Genomic DNA, 16,605 nt, shown 5'->3' with positions numbered 1-16,605 from the left:
AAGACAATCTATGCCACTGCCCCTGCTGGACCTCGCAGCCCGACCCGAGTCGCTGGCCGCCGTGCCGCCCCTCACGTGGGTGCTCGCGGTGAGCCCGGTCGTGCTCCTGCTGGCCCTCGTCCTGTGGGGACGGTTCTCGACGATCGTCAACGCCTCGGTGACCGTGGCCTACAGCGTGGCCGTCGCCGTCCTCGCGTTCGGCGCGGGTGGGCTGACGGTGGCCGTGGGGCTCGGCAAGGGTGCCTGGGTGGGGCTGTGGATCCTCTACGTCATCTGGCCGGCCCTGCTCATGCACCACCTCGCCACCCACGTCGGCATGAAGGCGCTGGGCCAGGCGCTCTCGACGATGCTGCCGCGCCGGACCGAGAACGTCCTGCTCCTCGCCTGGGTGCTCCCGTCGTTCATCCAGGGGGTGTCCGGCTTCGGCACGCCGATCGCCGTGGCCGCGCCGCTGCTCGTGGCGCTGGGCATCGGCAAGGCCCGCGCGGTCGCGTTGCCCCTCATCGGCTACCACTGGGCCGTGGGGTTCGGCTCGATGGGCTCCTCGTTCTACATGGGGGCCCTCACCGCCCACCTCGACAGCCCGGGGCGTGCCGCGTATGCCGCGTCGGCGGCGGTGCTGCTCGGCGTCAACTGCGTGCTGGCCGGGGTCCTCGTCGCGCTGATGGACGGTGGCCTGGCCGGGCTGCGCGACGGGTGGCGGCTGCTCGCCACCGCCGGTCCGGTGATGGCGCTGGTCCAGGCCGGCGCAGCGCGGCTCGAGCCGGGGATCGCCGCCCTGTGCGCCGGAGCCTCGGGGGTCGCCGTGGTCTTCGTCCTGCGCCGCTTCTCCCGTCGGGGCAGCGCCGTGGAGGCGCCGGCGACCGTCCCCGCTGACGCCGGTTCTCCTGTCGGCGTCGAGGCTACGGGGGCCCACGCAGGCGCCCCGGCGGGCACCGCGTCGCACGACTCGGACGAGGACATGCGCACGCGCGCCCGAGCCGCCGCGGTGCCATACGCCCTGCTCGGCATCGTCGCGCTCGCGGTCTTCCTCCCTCCCGCGCTGCGGTCCTGGGCCAAGGGGCACCTGCTGGTCGGACCGTCGTTCCCGCAGACGAGCACCCACCAGGGGACCGTCAACGACGCGGTGTCCGTCTACAACCCCATCGCCCTCGTGGGTCACCCGGGTACGTTCCTGCTCATCGCCTGCGCGGGCAGCGTCGTGGTCTGGGCGTCGCGCGGGGTCTGGAGGCGCGGGGCGTGGGGGCCCGTGTGGCGAGGTGCCCTCAAGCAGGCGTGGAAGTCGTCGCCGTCGGTCGTCCTGCTCGCCTCCGTCGCGGGGGTGCTCGTCGACAGCGGCATGGTCCGCACGGTCGCCCAGGGTGCCGCGGTCGCGACCGGTGGGGCGTACCCGGCCATCGCACCCCTCGTGGGGGCGCTCGGTTCGTTCATCACCGGGTCCACCACGAGCTCGAACGCACTCTTCTCCTCGCTGCAGGCCGATGTCGCCCACCTGATCGGCGAACCGCCGGCCGATCTCCTGGCAGGCCAGCTGGCCGGGGGCAACATCGGCAACTCCCTCGCCCCCGTGGTGATCCTGTTGGGGCTGAGTGCGGTGGGCGCGGCCCGGCGAACGGGTGAGGTGCTGCGGATGACGTTGGCCCCTGCGGCCGTCCTGCTCCTCTCGGCCATCGCCGGGACCTGCCTGCTGGTGGCCGTCCACCACTGAACGCAGGCACTCCCGGGCAGTCGCACGCACGTGAATCGTGTTGAGCGGCAAGGACCTCCGGCTGGCTGATCGCGTTCTCCCCAGTGCGCGCGAGACCACCGTCCCTCAGTCGGTGTACTGCATCAGGGTGACTCCTTCTACGTCACACCTGATCTTTCGTCACCGAACGGTCGAGGTGTCGGTCATGTCCTTGTCGCGCCGATGTGTCCGACCCGATCCTCGTCGTCGTCCGACCGGCGGGTTCTCGCCGGAACCGCGGACCACCACCCCGGCAGATCACAGACAAGGACATCCCTCATGGCTCACCTCTCTCGTCGTCAGAAGTTCGCCGCCAGCGCCACCGCCCTGGTGCTCATCGGTTCCGGCACCGCCGCCTTCGCCTACTGGACCTCCACCGGTTCGGGTACCGGCACGGCCAACACCACCGCCGGGGCTGCGGACATCCGCATCACCGGCGACATTTCCACGGCGCTGTTCCCGGGCCAGGCGGCCCAGGACTTCACGGTCACGGTCAAGAACTGGGCCGAGAACAGCGCGTACGTGAACACCGTCTCCGCCTACGTGACCACTGACAAGGGCGCGGCGTGCGACGGGTCGAACTTCACGATCAACAACGTCAGTGCGGCCACCGCGGCCCCGATCGTCTGGACCGCTGCCGACCTCACCTCCGGCCAGGCTGTTGCCACCGCCAACACGATCCAGTTCGTGAACAAGGCCACCGACCAGGACGGCTGCAAGGGTGCAGCGCTCACGCTGCACTACGCCTCCAACTGAGGCTCTCTCGCAGCGTGACCACAGCCTGACCCTCGTCTGAGCCACTGCCGGCACGCCGGCCGACCGCAACGGAGCACCCCATGAGCACTCGAGCCACCACCAGGGCGACCGCCCTGCTGGCTCTGTGCGCCGTGGTGGCGCTCCTGGCGGTCGGCCGGCTGCCCGGGGGCGGTGACGGGATCGCGAAGGGTCTGGGTCTCGGTCGGTCCTCCCTGGTGGCCGCCAAGGTCAAGGACTACACCGTCACCTCGCAACCGCTCAGCATCGCGGTCCAGCGTGGGCAGTCGGCGACCTTCGCCCTCAGCATCACCCCGGCCGGCGGCTTCACCGGAGCCGTCGCACTGACCGCCAGCGGTCTGCCGACGGGGTCGACGGCCACGTTCACGCCGTCCGTGGTGACGGTCTCCGGCACCACGTCGGTCTCGTCCACCCTCGTGGTGACCACGTCCGCCGCGACGCCCCTCGGCAGTGACGGCTTCACGGTCGTCGGCACCAACGGCCCGACCAAGAAGACCCTCGACCTCACCGTCGTCGTCTCATCGCCGCCTCCCGCGATCGCGGTGTCGATCACCCCGGCATCCATCGCCGTGGCACCGGCCTCGACCGCGACGTATGCCGTGAACATCAGTCGGGTCAACGGGTATGCCGGTGCCATCACCCTGGCGGCGACCGGAACCCTCCCGAAGGGGGTCCAGCTGGCGCTCTCGCCGACCAGCGTCCCCGCAGGGACGTCGCCCGGCACGGCGACCCTCTCGGTGTCCACCGCCTCGAACACCCCGGACGGGACGACGAGCATCACTGTGAACGCTTCTGGGTCCGGCGTCAGCGCGTCCAGCGCGACGGCGAGCCTCGTCGTCGACTCGAAGCTGAGCTCGAAGCCGTTCGCCCTCGGCGGAAACGTCGTCGGCTCCCTCTACCCCGGGGCGCCGGCCCGGCCCGTCGACCTGACCGTCACGAACCCCAACAACCAGACCATCAAGATCACCAGCCTCGGAGTGACCGTCGCCTCGATCACCCGCAACGGGTCGGCCGTCCCCGGTTGCACCGCAGCAGATTTCGCCGTCCGGCAGTACGCCGGGTCGTACCCGCTCACCGTGCCCGCGAATGCGCCCGCGACGAGGCTCGCGACCCTCGGAGTGCCGATGTCGGCACTGCCCACCGTCACCTTCGCCAATGCGAACCGCAGCCAGGACGCCTGCCGCGGCGTGCAGGTCCAGCTCGCCTACACGGGATCGGCGACGAACCAGTGACCACGCGCCATACCCCCCCTGCCCAGGACCCGCGACGCGGTCGCCGGGGACGTGCGCGCACGGGTGCCCTCCGCGCGGTGGTCTCCATCGTCACGACCCTTGTCCTCACTGCCGTCGTCGGAGGGACTGCGTTCGCGGTCTGGTCCTCGACGGGCGCAGGCTCCGGAACCGCCACCGCCGGCTCGACGGTCGCCCTCACGACCAGCTCCGTGACGGCGCCCACCTCCGGGGCCTACCCCGGTGGGCCGGCGGTGGCCCTGAACCTCGTGGTCTCCAACGACAACGTCGTACCGGTTCGCATCACGTCGGTCGCCCTGGACCCTACCCGCCAGGTGACGGTCACCGGCGCCTCAGGGCCGTGCACCGCGCCGCCGGTCCTCGTCTCTGCCACCGGACTCTCGATCTCCTTGGCTGCCAAGGCCTCCAACGTCTCGGTCACTGTCCCCAGCGCCATGACGTTCGGCATGACGATGGCATCGGGCTGCCAGGGCGCCACCTTCTCCGTCCCCGTCGTCCTGACCGGACAGACGTCATGACAGGACACCGGATGAGCCGTACCTCCCGCCGGGCCGGACTCGGCGGCCTCGTCGCCGTGCTCGTGCTGGTGGGCCTGGCGGTGCCCGCCTGGGCGTACTTCTCCGTGACCTCGACCGTGGCCGACGCCGGTGGCCGTGCCGCCGCGCTCGGCACACCTGGCGTCGTCACGTCCGGAGTGACGGCCTCGACGGTGACCTTCACCGTCTCGGCGCCCACAGGTGGGCCGACGCCCTCGGGCTACCGCGTGGCTCGGACGTCGCCCTCCCCAGTGGCGACCGTGTGCACGGTGACCGGCGCCAACGGTGCCTGCACGGACGCGGCACCAGTGTCCGGCCAGAGCAACACCTACGCCGTGTATGCCGTCCTGGCCGGCACCGCGTGGGAGTCACCGGCGCCGCGGACCACTTCGGTGGACGTGCCCAGCGCCGACAACGCCGCCCCCGTCACGACGGCCACGCAGTCCCCGGCCGCCAACGGCGCGGGCTGGAACAAGACCGACGTCACCGTCACGCTCTCGGCCACCGATGCGTCCGGAGTTGCCGGAACCTGGTACTCCATCGACGGCACCAACCCGACCACCGCGTACACGGCGCCGTTCGTGGTCTCCTCGACGGCGACGGTGAGGTTCTACTCCAAGGACACCCTCGGCAACACCGAGCTGCCGAAGCAGCTGGCCCTCAAGATCGACAAGGTCGCGCCGACGGTCTCGATCTCCTCGCCCACCACGGGCTCGGTCAACGGTGGCACCGTCACCATCACCGGCAGCGCGGCCGACACGGGCTCCTCGTCGCTCGCCTCGGTGGTGGTCCAGTACCGCTTCGGCAACACGGTGTCGCAGCTCGGGGGCAGCCCGACGTACAACGGCACCACCTGGTCCTGGTCGTGGCCGACCAGCTCGCTACCCGAGGGCAGCTACACGCTCATCGCGATCGCCAGGGACAACGCCGACAACGCCACTCCCAGCACGGAGGTGCCGATCACGCTGAAGAACACCTTCACCGTGACAGCACCTGCCACCGCCACGGCGGGCACCCCCTTCAACGTCACCGTCTCGACGTACCCCGGCTACACGGGTGCGAAGCCGATCAGCGTCACCGGTCTGCAGGCCGGCCCGAGCGGCGCACCGGTGACCGTGCCCACGAACGTCACCTTCACCAACGGCACCGCGACGTTCCCGGTCACGCCGGTCAGGTCCGGGTCGCAGTCGATCACGGTGACCGACTCGGGACTGGCCTCGATGACGGGTACCAGCTCGAATGTGGTCGTCACCGCCGGTGCGGCGGCCAGGCTCGCCTGGACCACGGTCACCGCCCAAGGTGTCGTCCAGCCGACCACCAGCTGCTACTTCACGTGCGGCGCAGTCATCGGCAACAACACCACGGCGACGGCCAGGGTCAGCATCACCGACGAGCAGGGCAACATCGTCACCAACCTCGGGTCGACCCGGACGGTCACCGTGAGCGCCCCCAACCCGGCGGGTGGGACCCCCGCAGCCGCCCAGGTCCTGACGGTCCCGGCTACCGGTGCCGCCACCTCGTCGCAGTGGTCCTACAGCGACAGCGGCAACTGGACGTCCCACTCCTTCACGGCAACCTCGGGCACGCTGACGCAGGCGACGCTGACGGTGGGCAAGAACTCCCTGCCCTGACCAGGCACGGGTGCATCGACGATCGCGTCGGTGCGCCCGTGCCTGCATCACCCGGTGTCCCCGTGACCGCCTAGGCTCACCTGCGTGACGGACGGACTCTTCATCGCCTTCGAGGGTGGCGACGGCGCGGGCAAGTCGACCCAGGTGTCGCTGCTCCGCGAGGCGCTCGAGACCGCCGGCCGCACCGTCGTCGTCACCCGACAGCCGGGCGGCACCGACCTCGGCCACCAGATCCGTGACCTCGTCCTCCACGGTGCCCACGTCGCCCCCCGTGCCGAGGCCCTCCTCTTCGCCGCCGACAAGGCCCACCACGTCGACCAGCTGATCCGCCCGGCCCTCGACCGGGGCGAGGTCGTGCTGACCGACCGCTACACCGACTCCTCCGTCGCCTACCAGGGCGCGGGCCGCGACCTCGGTGCCGAGGAGATCCACGACCTCAACATGTGGGCGGTGGACGGTCTGGTCCCCGACCTCACGGTCATCGTGGACATCTCGGCGCAGGAGGGCCGCCGCCGCCGCGGCGACGTCCACGACCGCCTCGAGTCCGAGGCCGACGCCTTCCACGAGGCGATCCGGGCGCACTTCCTCGCCATGGCGCAGGGCAACCCGCAGCGGTACCTCGTCGTCGACGGAACGCTCCCCGCGGACGAGATCCACGCCGCCGTCGTCGATCGGCTCCGCTCGACCGGGGTGCTGCCGTGACCGTATGGCGCGACGTCATCGGCCAGGACTCCGCCGTCGCCACGCTCCAGCGTGCGGCGGCCGAGCCTGCCTCGATGACCCATGCTTGGCTGCTCACCGGGCCGCCCGGGTCCGGTCGCTCGGTGGCTGCACGCGCTTTCGCCGCGGCGCTCCAGTGCCCCAACGGAGGGTGCGGCGAGTGCCGCGAGTGCCGGACCGCCCTCGACGGCACGCACGCCGACGTCGACGTGGTCGCCACCGAAGGGCTCTCGCTCAAGGTCTCGGTCATCCGCGACCTCGTCCAGCTCGCTGCGCTGCGTCCCTCGGTGGGGAAGTGGCGGATCATCATCATCGAGGACGCCGACCGCCTCACCGCCTTCTCCGACGCCCCCGCCAACGCGCTGCTCAAAGCCCTCGAGGAGCCGACACCGCGGACCGTGTGGATCCTCTGCGCGCCCTCGCTGGAGGACATCATCATCACGATCCGCTCGCGTTCGCGGCACGTGCGCCTGCGCACGCCTCCCGTGGAGGCGGTCGCCGAGCTGCTGCACCGGCGCGACGGCATCGAGATGCCGATGGCCCTGTATGCCGCGCGGGCGGCCCAGAGCCACGTCGGCCTCGCCCGCCGGTTGGCCCGTGACGAGGGCGCGCGCATCCGACGCCGCGACGTCATCGCCCTCGCCGGCCGGATCCACGGGGTCGGCGACGCGGTCGGCGCAGCCGCGGACCTGGTGTCCATCGCCGACGAGGAGTCATCTGCCGCGGCCACCGAGCGCGACGTCGCCGAGAAGCAGCGCCTCATGGAGATGCTCGGGGCCGACCCGTCGGCACGCACCCAGCCGCCCCACATCCGCAGCCAGATCTCCTCCCTCGAGAAGGAGCAGAAGGCGCGGGCCACCCGGCACTCCCGCGACGTCCTGGACCGCTCGCTGGTCGACCTCCTCTCCGTCTACCGGGATGCCCTCGTCGTGCACAGCGGCGCCGGGCTCGGCCTCGTCAACCAGGACAGCCTCCGCGAGGTGCAGGCGCTCGCCCGGTCGATGAGCCCGGAGCAGCTGCTCGGCGCGATGGACGCCATCGGCACAGCCCGGGAGCGGATCGGGTTGAACGTCGCCCCGCTGCTGGCCCTCGAGGCGATGGCGATCACGCTGCGCGTGCCCCGCTGAGGCGACCACGCCGCATACCGGCTCGGGCCGCGCGGCTCCCTGCACGGCCCCCAAGGCGGCTCCCAAGGCGGCTCCCAGCAGGGCGGGATACCGTGCCGCCCATGACTTCTCGCGCACGGGTGCTGGTGGCCGCGGCCGCCATCACGGCGGTCAGCCTGTCGGGGTGCTCGCTCCTCGGCGGCGACGACGCCGCACCCACCACGTCCTCGACCGCGGCCGCCACACCACCGGCGGGGTCCGAGGCGCTCGCCTCGTACTACGGCCAGCAGCTCGCCTGGGCCAAGTGCCAGATCGGGGAGTGCGCCAAGCTCAAGGTGCCGCTCGACTACGCGGCGCCCGACGGCGACCAGATCGAGATCTCCGTGCTGCGGATGAAGGCGACGAAGTCCAAGGACCGGATCGGGTCCCTCGTCGTGAACCCCGGCGGTCCGGGCGGGTCCGGTGTCGACTACGCGCAGGCCGCCGACTTCATCGTGGGCAAGCCGGTGCGCCAGCGGTTCGACGTCGTGGGCTTCGACCCGCGGGGGGTGCAGCGCTCGCAGCCGGTGGACTGCCTCCCGGACGCGCAGATGGACGACTTCCTCGGCCAGGACCCGACGCCGGACGACGCCACCGAGGCCGCGGAGTTCGCCGCGTCCGGCAAGGAGTTCGCGCAGGGGTGCCAGCAGCGGACGGGTGCGCTCGTCAGCCACGTGTCCACGGTCGACGCCGCCAAGGACATGGACATCCTGCGCTCGGCGCTCGGTGACGAGCAGCTCAACTTCCTCGGGAAGTCCTACGGCACCTTCCTCGGCGCGACGTACGCCGGGCTGTTCCCGAAGCTGGTGGGGCGGTTCGTCCTCGACGGCGTCCTCCCGCCCGACATCACCTCGGCCGAGGTCTCCAAGGGTCAGGCCGAGGGCTTCGAGCGGGCCACGCGGGCGTATGCCGCGGACTGCGTCGACGAGGGCGACTGCCCCCTCGGCGGCTCGGTCGACGAGGTGATGTCCGGGCTGCGGGGCCTGTTGACCAGGCTGGACCAGCAGCCGGTCCCGATGCAGGACGGCAGGCTCAACCAGCTCACCGAGGGCTGGGCCGCCACCGGCATCGCCCAGGCGATGTACGACCAGGGTTCGTGGGGCACGCTCACCGATGCGCTGACCGACGTGGTCCGCCGCAACGACGGCACCGAGCTGATGAAGCTCGCCGACCAGTACGCCCAGCGCAACCAGAACGGCGCCTACGCCGGCAACCTGCTCGAGGCGTTCTACGCCATCTCCTGCCTCGACAACCCCGACAGCGCGGACCCGGACGTCTACGCCCAGCGCGCTGCGGACAACGCCAAGGTGGCCCCGACGTGGGGGCCGTTCCTCGCCTGGGGCTCGCTGGTCTGCGGCCAGTGGCCGGTCAAGGCCGCCGAGGGCGGGGGAGGCCCGCAGAAGATCTCGGCCGAGGGCAGCGGGCCGATCGTCGTCGTGGGCACGACGCGGGACCCGGCTACGCCGTACGAGTGGTCGGTCCGTCTTCGAGACCAGCTGTCGAACGCCAGCCTCATCACCTTCGACGGCGACGGGCACACGGCCTATGCGCGGTCCAACGGCTGCATCGACGACGCGATCAACGACTACTTCACAGACGGCACGGTCCCGAAGGACGGGACGAAGTGCTGACCTGAGCCGCTTCGGAGGGTCTTCTGTGGAGGTCCGTGGGCGCGTCGCAGGCGAGGGGACACGGGGTCGGTGGGTCCGGTTCGGAGATTGCCCGGCTCATCCGTATACTCATCGTCCGTGCCCTCGGGCACATGCCGCCTTAGCTCAGTCGGCCAGAGCGATTCACTCGTAATGAATAGGTCATCGGTTCGATTCCGATAGGCGGCTCCACAGCAAAACCGCAGGTCAGGCCCCCACGACGCCAGTCGAGGGGGCCTTTCCCATGTCCCTTGAAATGTCACGTGCCCCCGTGTTGCCCCCGATCCTTTCGGCGGCCTCCCAGAGGTTCTGGTCGATGAGGTGCCCGTAGAGGTCCATCGTCATCGCGGCCGACGCATGCCCCAGGACCCGCTGGACGACCTTGGGGTCTGCCCCCGCACCCAACCAGATCGAGGCGCAGCTGTGCCGCAGGTCGTGCGGTCGCAGACCCGGTCGGCCGATCTCGGCGCACGCCCGGCGCCACCCCACCGAGCGCTTCCAGTTCGACTCGCTCAGTGGCCCACCTGCCGGCGCGTGGAACAACCAGTCATCGCCGGTCTTCCCCTCAGCCCAGGCCTCGATTACGGGCTGGACCTCGGCCGGCAAGGGAACGGTCCTGCTCCGTCGACCCTTCAATGTGTCGACGTACAGACTTCCGTCGCTGCTACTCGCTAGCACCGCCCGTTGAAGGCGCAGCCCAGGACCGGGGATGGCCACTCGATCGGCGACCTGGAGCCCAGCGAGCTCGCCCCACCGCAGACCGCACAGGCCCAGAACCCGGATCAGCTCGGCATACCGGCCCGAGCAGGCTCGTTCGAAGGCGCGTAGGTCCTCGAGCGTCAGGAACTGACCCTCCCGCCTGGCCCGCCCGCCAGTGGGGAGTCGGACCGAGGCCGCCGCATTTCTTCGAGATCCGGCCGTCGGCGACCGCGAACGCCAACATGGAGCGGAGCGTCGACAGGTAGCGGTTGGCGGTGGAGGTAGAGAGCCCCGAGCCCACCAGCCCGCCGACCCAGTGCGCGACCTGCGCGTCGGTGATCGAGGCGATGGGCAATCGACCGAACCGCGGCTCGATCTGATGGCGCCAGGCCGAGGCGTCCGCCTCCCGGGTCTTGCGCTTGAGCCGCTTGCGTGACTCCAGCCACTCGGGAGCGAGTGACGCAAGCGTGACCCGTCCGCGCCTCGGGTCCAGCCACTCACCAGAGCGCAGTTGCCTCGACTGGTCCTGCTCCCACGCGACGGCGTCCTGCTTGCGATCGAAGACCCGCGTAGCGACCTCCCGACCGTGCGACTTCACCCGGGCGCGATACCGGACCCGACCGTTCGCCTCGTAGCGCTGGACGCTCACAGCGGCACCCGCAAGTCAGCTGGATCCTCCCGCTGTGTGGTCACCCAGGCGTCGACGTCCGCCGCGTCCCAGCGCAGTCGCCGGCCGATCCGGATGGCCGGCGCGAACCGACCGTCCTGCCTGAGCCACCGCACGCTCGGGACGGTCACTCCAAGGCGGTCAGCCACCTGGTCGATGGTGAGCAGCTCTCTCATCTCTCCTCCTTCACACAGCCACTGTCACGGGCACGGATGCCATTGCCGAACGGTTGTCCATAGGCGGGTCGGTGCCGGTGGTGAGTGCTTGTTTGGCTTGGTCGTACTGGTCGCGGCGTCGTCGGTGTTCGCGCAGGGAGTCGAGGACGACGGTTTGCCAGTCGGCGTTGGTGACGGGGACTTCTTCCCAGACGAAGCGGGGTCGGCCGTCGTTGGTGAGGGTGTCGGCGGCCATCCGGTCGGCCGTTTCGGGTTCGATGCCTGCGGCTTTGAGGACTTGCTCGACGACGGCTCGGCGGTCGGCTCGGTGTTGGGTGAGGGTTTTGCCGGACCAGCCTCGGGAGACCAGGACGCGGCGGCCGCCGAGTCCGAGGTGTTCGCGGTCGTGGGCTTTGGAGGTGCAGTGGCCAGGGACCAGGCCGGGGCCGGGGTCCTTGGGTTGGGTTCCGTAGCGCAGCCAGTTCGCGCACTGGGGGGAGCAGGGCAGCCAACGGAGGTGGTCGTGGAGCCGGTCGATGTGCGCCTCGTACGCCGGGTTCGGGGTGGCGTCGTCGGCGTAGGTCTCGGCGACGGCCTTGGTGAGGTACTTGGTCAGGTACCGCACGCCCCGGTCGGAGTCCTTGGTGCCGGCGAGGATGCCTTTGACGTCGACCTGTCGCCCGAACGTGACGACGTGGGCGGGTTCTGCTGTGGGGTCTTCGTCGATCTCGGTCAGGGCTTGCTCCCACGTGGGCAGGGGCCAGCCGGTGTCGGGGTCGCGGTAGTGCTCGTCGGCCCAGATCGGGGTGCGCTCGACGTAGACGGGGTGCTCCATCTGTGGCCACCACAGGGCGAGGTAGGTCGCCTTGGTGACGGCCTTGACGGTGGCGCGGGGGATCGCACCGCGCAGGGCGACGTGGAAGTGGGGGGGCGAGGCGCATCTGGGCTTCGATGGCGCCGAAGTACTGGACCCGGTACCCGGCGGCGCGGCGCAGGTTGGTGAACCAGCGGTCCATCAGCTTGGGGAAGTGCAGTGCGTCGAGGGCGGCGCGGCGGTAGTCGTACCGTTCGGGTCGGGCTGGGACGCCTTGGCCGGGGCGGATGCGTCCGTAGGAGTCCAGGGTGAGGGTGACGAACATCGAGGGCCGGTACGTCTTGCCGTCCGAGGCGGTGAACACCGTGCCCACCGTGCGATTGGCGATCTCCTGGTGCGGCAGCTCGGGCATGCCTTCGAGGCGGCGGGTGGAGCGCACCCGGCGCGATCCGGCACCGCCGTCGTCGGGCTGGTCGCTCTGGTCGTCATCGAGTGCGTCCGCGTCATCGTCCGCCTCGTCTGAGTCCGACGTCGTTTTCTCAGCAGTGAGCGGAGGCTGTGGCTCCTCTGCCAGGTGCCAGCCCTCGGTGCACTGATGGATCCGCAACCGGCGAGCCTTGGCAGCGCATGCCGGGCAGCGGGACTCTAGGGTTGAGCCGCAGTCCATCGCCCGCACCAGCGACTCGCCAGTGACCCGGTCGGTGACGCGGCGCAGCACCGGGCGGGTGCACACGCCCTCACGGGACGCGATGTGCCTGAGCGCGTGATCAGGGATCTGCAGCGTGGCCATACGAACCATTGAGACGCCACAGGAGCGCTCAGTCCACCAACTGTCTGCCCGGAAGGATCTTGACCAAGACTTGAAACTCACTGCGAAGCAACAGTTTTCGCCGCGCCAGAGATGTTGCAGGACAACCGGCACTGGCCAGAACCAGCCAAAGACAACCGGAACTGACCGGCAATGCAGTTCCGGTCAGGCGCGGATAGGACACGCGAGGCACCGGACGGCAGCCATCCGGCAATGTCCGCTCATGCCGTTCCCAGCACTGACAGAGTGAGCATGTGATGGGTTTCTCGCGGTTGTGGTGCGGCGTCCTGGCGGTCCCGCTGGTGTTCGGACTCTCAGGCTGCTCCCCTGAGCCTCCGGGCTTCGTCGCCGTCGGCAAGGACGACGCGGGACGTCTAGTTGGAGTGATGGTCTCCTGCAGCGACCCGGCGGACCGAGCCGTCCTCGCACGGTTGGATCAGCATGGCGACCCGGCCGGGCCGTCGATAGCGGAGTGGACCTTCCCGCAGCATGCCGAGACTGGGACTTCACCGCTGGTCTGGCCGATGTTCGGCCCGAGCGCAAACCCATCGGGCCCGGGGGTGTCCTCTACTACGGGACTTCCCGACGGGGCCCTTGCCCTGTCCATTCAGCGTGACCCTGAGAACGGTGCGACGGGCGTCGACTTCACCGCGAAGGAGATCGAAGGCTTGAGTGGCAACCAGTACGCATTCCATGCGTCTAACACGCAAGAAGTCACGCACGGAGATCTGAAGACCTTCCTCAAGTATGCAGATTGCGGCTAACGGGTACTCAGCGACCTCGACTGGCTGGCAGGCCCTCAGCTCGCGGATGAAGTGGCGCACAGATCCGCGCACTCATGCCGCAAGGAAAGCAGTCAGCCGATCGCCCGAACTGGCAGCCGGCATCCGGCCGCCGCTGACTCCGGCTGGTCGTGCTCGAACTCATAGGCGCACCCCCCGCACATTCCCTCGAGGTCATTCCCGGATCGATCCGGGGTGCTCAGACCAGGGATGACCACACTCGAGGCAAGCACCCCTCTGACCTCGGCTCTGAGCTCGCTGCCCACGCTCCCTACGCGTCTCGAGATAGGGACTCACGCGGCCCAGCATCCCGCACAATGCGTCCGCTCTTGCCGCCTTCAGCGAGAATCGCGGCATGTCAGAGCCCACTGTCAACCCCGTCCCTTCCGCCGACGTCTTGGTGCTGTTGGCAGTGCTCGGACGTTGCGAGGGTGAGGTGCGTGGCGGGGCCGTCAACGAACACCACGTCCAGGCGCTCGGTCAGCGATGCCTGGCGGCGGGCCTGCTACCGCCCGGTGCAGAGGCCAGCCGGGAGGCGGTCGCGGCGATCCTCGCAGACATCGGCCAGCGCCTGAGGTACGCGATCGGCGAGTACTCCGCAGACCCGACGCGCCCGCAGTAACAACGAGCTTGCCCAACCCCCGTTCACTCATTTGCGGCTGACAGCGACTTCGCGCCACGGGCATCGAACAACTCGGATCACCTTGCCACGTCGGGCAGGGCTCTCCGTGTCATTGATGAATAGACCTCTAAGAAAGATCAAGGCGGCGCTCCGCACCGCGGGCCGGGGCCCCGCGATGGGGCCCCGCGCTGCGGGCGGCGCTGGCGCGCCGTCCTCGCGCACCCCACCGCACCCCGGCCCTACACCAGGACGTGCCCGACACGACTTTTGCGACGCCGCCTCCACAACACCACGAGGGCGAGCTGCCCCATCACTGCGCCCAGTGCCACGGCGCCGCCACCGACCCTGGCGATGACACCGAAGTCAGGGTCGACTGCGAGCCCCAGAGCGAGCACGAGCAATACATCGTTTGCCACCGTTGCAGCAACGAGCACCGGGATACTCCACGCGGAACTAGCTGTACCGGCCATAGTCACGAGGCTAGCGAGCGACGGGGCCTGCGGGATGGGCTTCGCGAGCGACTCACCTCCGAGCCGCCGACCCGACGCGGCAGCATCCGGCAGGCACTCCGAGCCGGTCAAGCCCTCGCTCCCAGCCCGGTCCAGGTGCACACTCCGTGTGCCGCTGCATCACCTTGGGCGCCGATGGAGGGCCTGACAGTCTCTCCGGCCTGCCTACTGGCTCCGCTATGGATCGGTGGCCCTCCCTGTCAGGGCGCTGCGAGGGGGGCGTTCACACGTGCCCCCGAAATGCCCCCGTCGCTCCGAGAACCGCCTTGCGCCACCCACCATCTCGCGAGGCAACCGAAGGTAACCGGAACTGTGAATCTGAGTACCGCGCATGGGCCAGCGAACTCGTAATGAATAGGTCATCGGTTCGATTCCGATAGGCGGCTCCACGGCAAGGCCCTCTCGACTCCGGTCGAGGGGGCCTTGAGTCGTCTTCAGGGCACTGTGCGCCGTCGCGACGTGCCTCACCGCGGACTGGGTCGCCCTAATCGTCGCGCGGGGTCAACCGAAGGTACATCACGGCACGCAAACGCTGTACGCAGCGTCAACAGAACTCCTATCGTTCAAGTGATCGACCGTTCCGGGCACGCGTATCCCGCCGGTCGCCGCTGAGCGAGGGGCTGCACGTGAAGGGCATCATCTTCAACCTGGTGCAGGACGCCATCACCAGAGATCACGGAGAAGACGGCTGGGACGACCTGGTCGACTCTGCGGGGATCTCGGGCACCTACACCGCGCTGGGCAACTACCCGGACGCAGACCTGAGCAGGATCGTCACAGCAGGCGCAGACGCATTCGGCGTCCCGGTGCCGGAACTGGTCAGGGCTGTCGGTCGTGACGCGCTCATGGGACTGTCCGTTCGATACCCGCACTTCTTCGAGCCGCACGACGACGTGCGCAGCTTCGTGCTGACGTTGAACGAGGTGATCCACGCTGAGGTGCGCAAGCTCCACGCCGACTCCGATCCGCCCGACTTCTGGTTCGACGACCCCGCGGCCCAGCCGCTGACGGTCCACTACCGGTCGCGCAGGCAGCTGTGCCTCCTGGCCGAGGGCATGTTGGAGGGCGCGGGCGGATACTTCGGACAGGACGTCACGGTGACTCAGACGTCGTGCATGGCGGACGGGCATGACCACTGCACCTTCCTGCTGCAGATCCAGGAGCAGGAGTAGCCATGTCCGCGCGCCGTGGCGAGCAGGATCCACTGCGCTCCGAGGACGGTCCCGGACGCCATCGGCCCGACGTGGCGCGGTTGATGCGTCGGCTGGAGCGCGAGCACGCGATCCGCCTGGAGGCCGAGAACATCGGCGAGAGGGTCACGGCGGAGCTCTACTCGTCCGTCCAGAGGCTTCAGCAGCTCCAGGCACTCCACGACGAGCAGGGCGAGGCGATGCTTCGCCTGCGCGACCTGGACGAGGCCAAGGATGCCTTCCTCTCGACCGTCTCCCACGAGTTCCGCACACCGTTGACCAGCATGATGGGATACCTGGAGCTCATCGCCGACGGAGACCTGGAGACAGGAAGCGCAAGGATGTCCTCCGCAGTCGAGGTGATGACGCGCAACACCCAGCGGCTGCTCCACCTCGTCAACGACCTCCTGGCCTTCTCGTCGCTGCAGCAGGGGAAGAGGGATGACCTCGGTGCGAGAGTGGACATGGTCGACCTGGTCGACGAGGTGCACCGCACCTTGGCGCCGGTGGCGCGTCGTCGCGGCGTCACCGTGACGCCCTCAACCCTGGGTGAGGTCCCGGCGATCGTCGGCGAGCGCGACCTGATCGACAGGGCGGTCCTCAACCTGCTCAGCAACGCCATCAAGTTCACGCCTGCGGGAGGGCACGTGCGGACGCGGACCTGGGCAGAGCGTGGCGCCGTGCTGCTCGAGGTCACCGACACCGGCATCGGCATCCCCGCGGAAGAGCAGGACAACCTCTTCACACCGTTCTTCCGCTCCTCTCTGTCCATCGCCAGGGAGATCCAGGGGACAGGCCTGGGCCTGGCGCTGGTCCGGGCGGCCGTCGACCGCCACCAGGGGGACGTCCAGCTGACGTCCGTCGAGGGCGAGGGGACGACCGTGACCGTGCGGCTCCCTGTGTGAGCGTCCACCCCCGCCGTCGGCGC

The 16,605-nt window shown here is 69.7% G+C and carries 14 protein-coding genes, 1 tRNA gene and 2 pseudogenes; 12 read left to right on the top strand and 5 right to left on the bottom strand.

Going from position 1 to position 16,605, the window contains the following annotated elements:
- Positions 1-10 precede the first annotated feature (10 nt).
- The 9 genes from ABD286_RS08175 (at position 11) to ABD286_RS08135 (ending at position 9,623) form a co-directional block, all read left to right on the top strand.
- Positions 11-1,708 (top strand): L-lactate permease, encoded by a 1,698-nt coding sequence (locus ABD286_RS08175; protein WP_344192019.1) that lies wholly within the window; start codon positions 11-13, stop codon positions 1,706-1,708.
- A gap of 297 nt (positions 1,709-2,005) precedes the next feature.
- Positions 2,006-2,482, top strand: a complete 477-nt coding sequence (locus ABD286_RS08170) for a hypothetical protein (RefSeq protein WP_344192017.1) — start codon at positions 2,006-2,008, stop codon at positions 2,480-2,482.
- Positions 2,483-2,562: 80 nt separating this feature from the next.
- The gene (locus ABD286_RS08165; RefSeq protein WP_344192016.1) at positions 2,563-3,732 is read left to right on the top strand and encodes a COG1470 family protein; all 1,170 of its coding nucleotides are present in this window, start codon (positions 2,563-2,565) and stop codon (positions 3,730-3,732) included.
- Between the two features lie 77 nt (positions 3,733-3,809).
- Positions 3,810-4,268 carry a hypothetical protein gene (locus ABD286_RS08160; protein WP_344192014.1) on the top strand — a complete coding sequence of 153 codons (459 nt, stop codon included), beginning with the start codon at positions 3,810-3,812 and terminating at the stop codon, positions 4,266-4,268.
- A gap of 11 nt (positions 4,269-4,279) precedes the next feature.
- Positions 4,280-5,917 (top strand): OmpL47-type beta-barrel domain-containing protein, encoded by a 1,638-nt coding sequence (locus ABD286_RS08155; protein ID WP_344192012.1) that lies wholly within the window; start codon positions 4,280-4,282, stop codon positions 5,915-5,917.
- Positions 5,918-6,001: 84 nt separating this feature from the next.
- Positions 6,002-6,619, top strand: a complete 618-nt coding sequence (gene tmk, locus ABD286_RS08150) for a dTMP kinase (RefSeq protein ID WP_344192010.1) — start codon at positions 6,002-6,004, stop codon at positions 6,617-6,619.
- Positions 6,616-7,764 carry a DNA polymerase III subunit delta' gene (locus tag ABD286_RS08145; RefSeq protein WP_344192008.1) on the top strand — a complete coding sequence of 383 codons (1,149 nt, stop codon included), beginning with the start codon at positions 6,616-6,618 and terminating at the stop codon, positions 7,762-7,764. Before tmk ends, ABD286_RS08145 begins: the two co-directional genes overlap by 4 nt.
- A gap of 101 nt (positions 7,765-7,865) precedes the next feature.
- The gene (locus tag ABD286_RS08140) at positions 7,866-9,413 is read left to right on the top strand and encodes an alpha/beta hydrolase (protein ID WP_344192006.1); all 1,548 of its coding nucleotides are present in this window, start codon (positions 7,866-7,868) and stop codon (positions 9,411-9,413) included.
- 133 nt (positions 9,414-9,546) lie between these two features.
- Positions 9,547-9,623 (top strand) — tRNA-Thr (locus tag ABD286_RS08135).
- A gap of 15 nt (positions 9,624-9,638) precedes the next feature.
- Here the strand turns inward: ABD286_RS08135 and ABD286_RS18895 are convergent.
- The 5 genes and pseudogenes from ABD286_RS18895 to ABD286_RS08120 form a co-directional block, all read right to left on the bottom strand.
- On the bottom strand, positions 9,639-10,274 hold the full coding sequence (locus ABD286_RS18895; RefSeq protein ID WP_425565359.1) for a tyrosine-type recombinase/integrase: 636 nt from the start codon (positions 10,272-10,274) through the stop codon (positions 9,639-9,641).
- Positions 10,275-10,347: 73 nt separating this feature from the next.
- Positions 10,348-10,728 (bottom strand): annotated as a pseudogene (locus tag ABD286_RS18890) (tyrosine-type recombinase/integrase); the annotation flags it as partial.
- Positions 10,729-10,775: 47 nt separating this feature from the next.
- A complete protein-coding gene (locus ABD286_RS08130; RefSeq protein WP_344192004.1) occupies positions 10,776-10,973 on the bottom strand; it encodes a helix-turn-helix transcriptional regulator in 198 nt (65 codons plus the stop codon).
- 10 nt (positions 10,974-10,983) lie between these two features.
- Positions 10,984-11,850 carry a replication initiator gene (locus ABD286_RS08125; protein ID WP_344193311.1) on the bottom strand — a complete coding sequence of 289 codons (867 nt, stop codon included), beginning with the start codon at positions 11,848-11,850 and terminating at the stop codon, positions 10,984-10,986.
- A gap of 91 nt (positions 11,851-11,941) precedes the next feature.
- Positions 11,942-12,556, bottom strand: a pseudogene (locus ABD286_RS08120) (replication initiator); the annotation flags it as partial.
- Between the two features lie 1,155 nt (positions 12,557-13,711).
- On the opposite strand from ABD286_RS08120, the gene ABD286_RS08115 reads away from it, so the two are divergent.
- From ABD286_RS08115 to ABD286_RS08105, 3 genes are all read left to right on the top strand, one after another.
- The gene (locus tag ABD286_RS08115; protein WP_344192002.1) at positions 13,712-13,978 is read left to right on the top strand and encodes a hypothetical protein; all 267 of its coding nucleotides are present in this window, start codon (positions 13,712-13,714) and stop codon (positions 13,976-13,978) included.
- A gap of 1,135 nt (positions 13,979-15,113) precedes the next feature.
- A complete protein-coding gene (locus ABD286_RS08110; protein WP_344191999.1) occupies positions 15,114-15,659 on the top strand; it encodes a heme NO-binding domain-containing protein in 546 nt (181 codons plus the stop codon).
- A 2-nt stretch (positions 15,660-15,661) separates the two neighbouring features.
- Positions 15,662-16,582 carry a sensor histidine kinase gene (locus tag ABD286_RS08105; RefSeq protein WP_344191997.1) on the top strand — a complete coding sequence of 307 codons (921 nt, stop codon included), beginning with the start codon at positions 15,662-15,664 and terminating at the stop codon, positions 16,580-16,582.
- The last annotated feature ends 23 nt before the right edge of the window (positions 16,583-16,605 follow it).

The sequence above is a fragment of the Pedococcus aerophilus genome, assembly GCF_039532215.1.
Lineage (GTDB): Bacteria > Actinomycetota > Actinomycetes > Actinomycetales > Dermatophilaceae > Pedococcus > Pedococcus aerophilus.
Note: the sequence above shows the minus strand (reverse complement) of the source record. Positions and strands in the feature narration are given on the sequence as shown.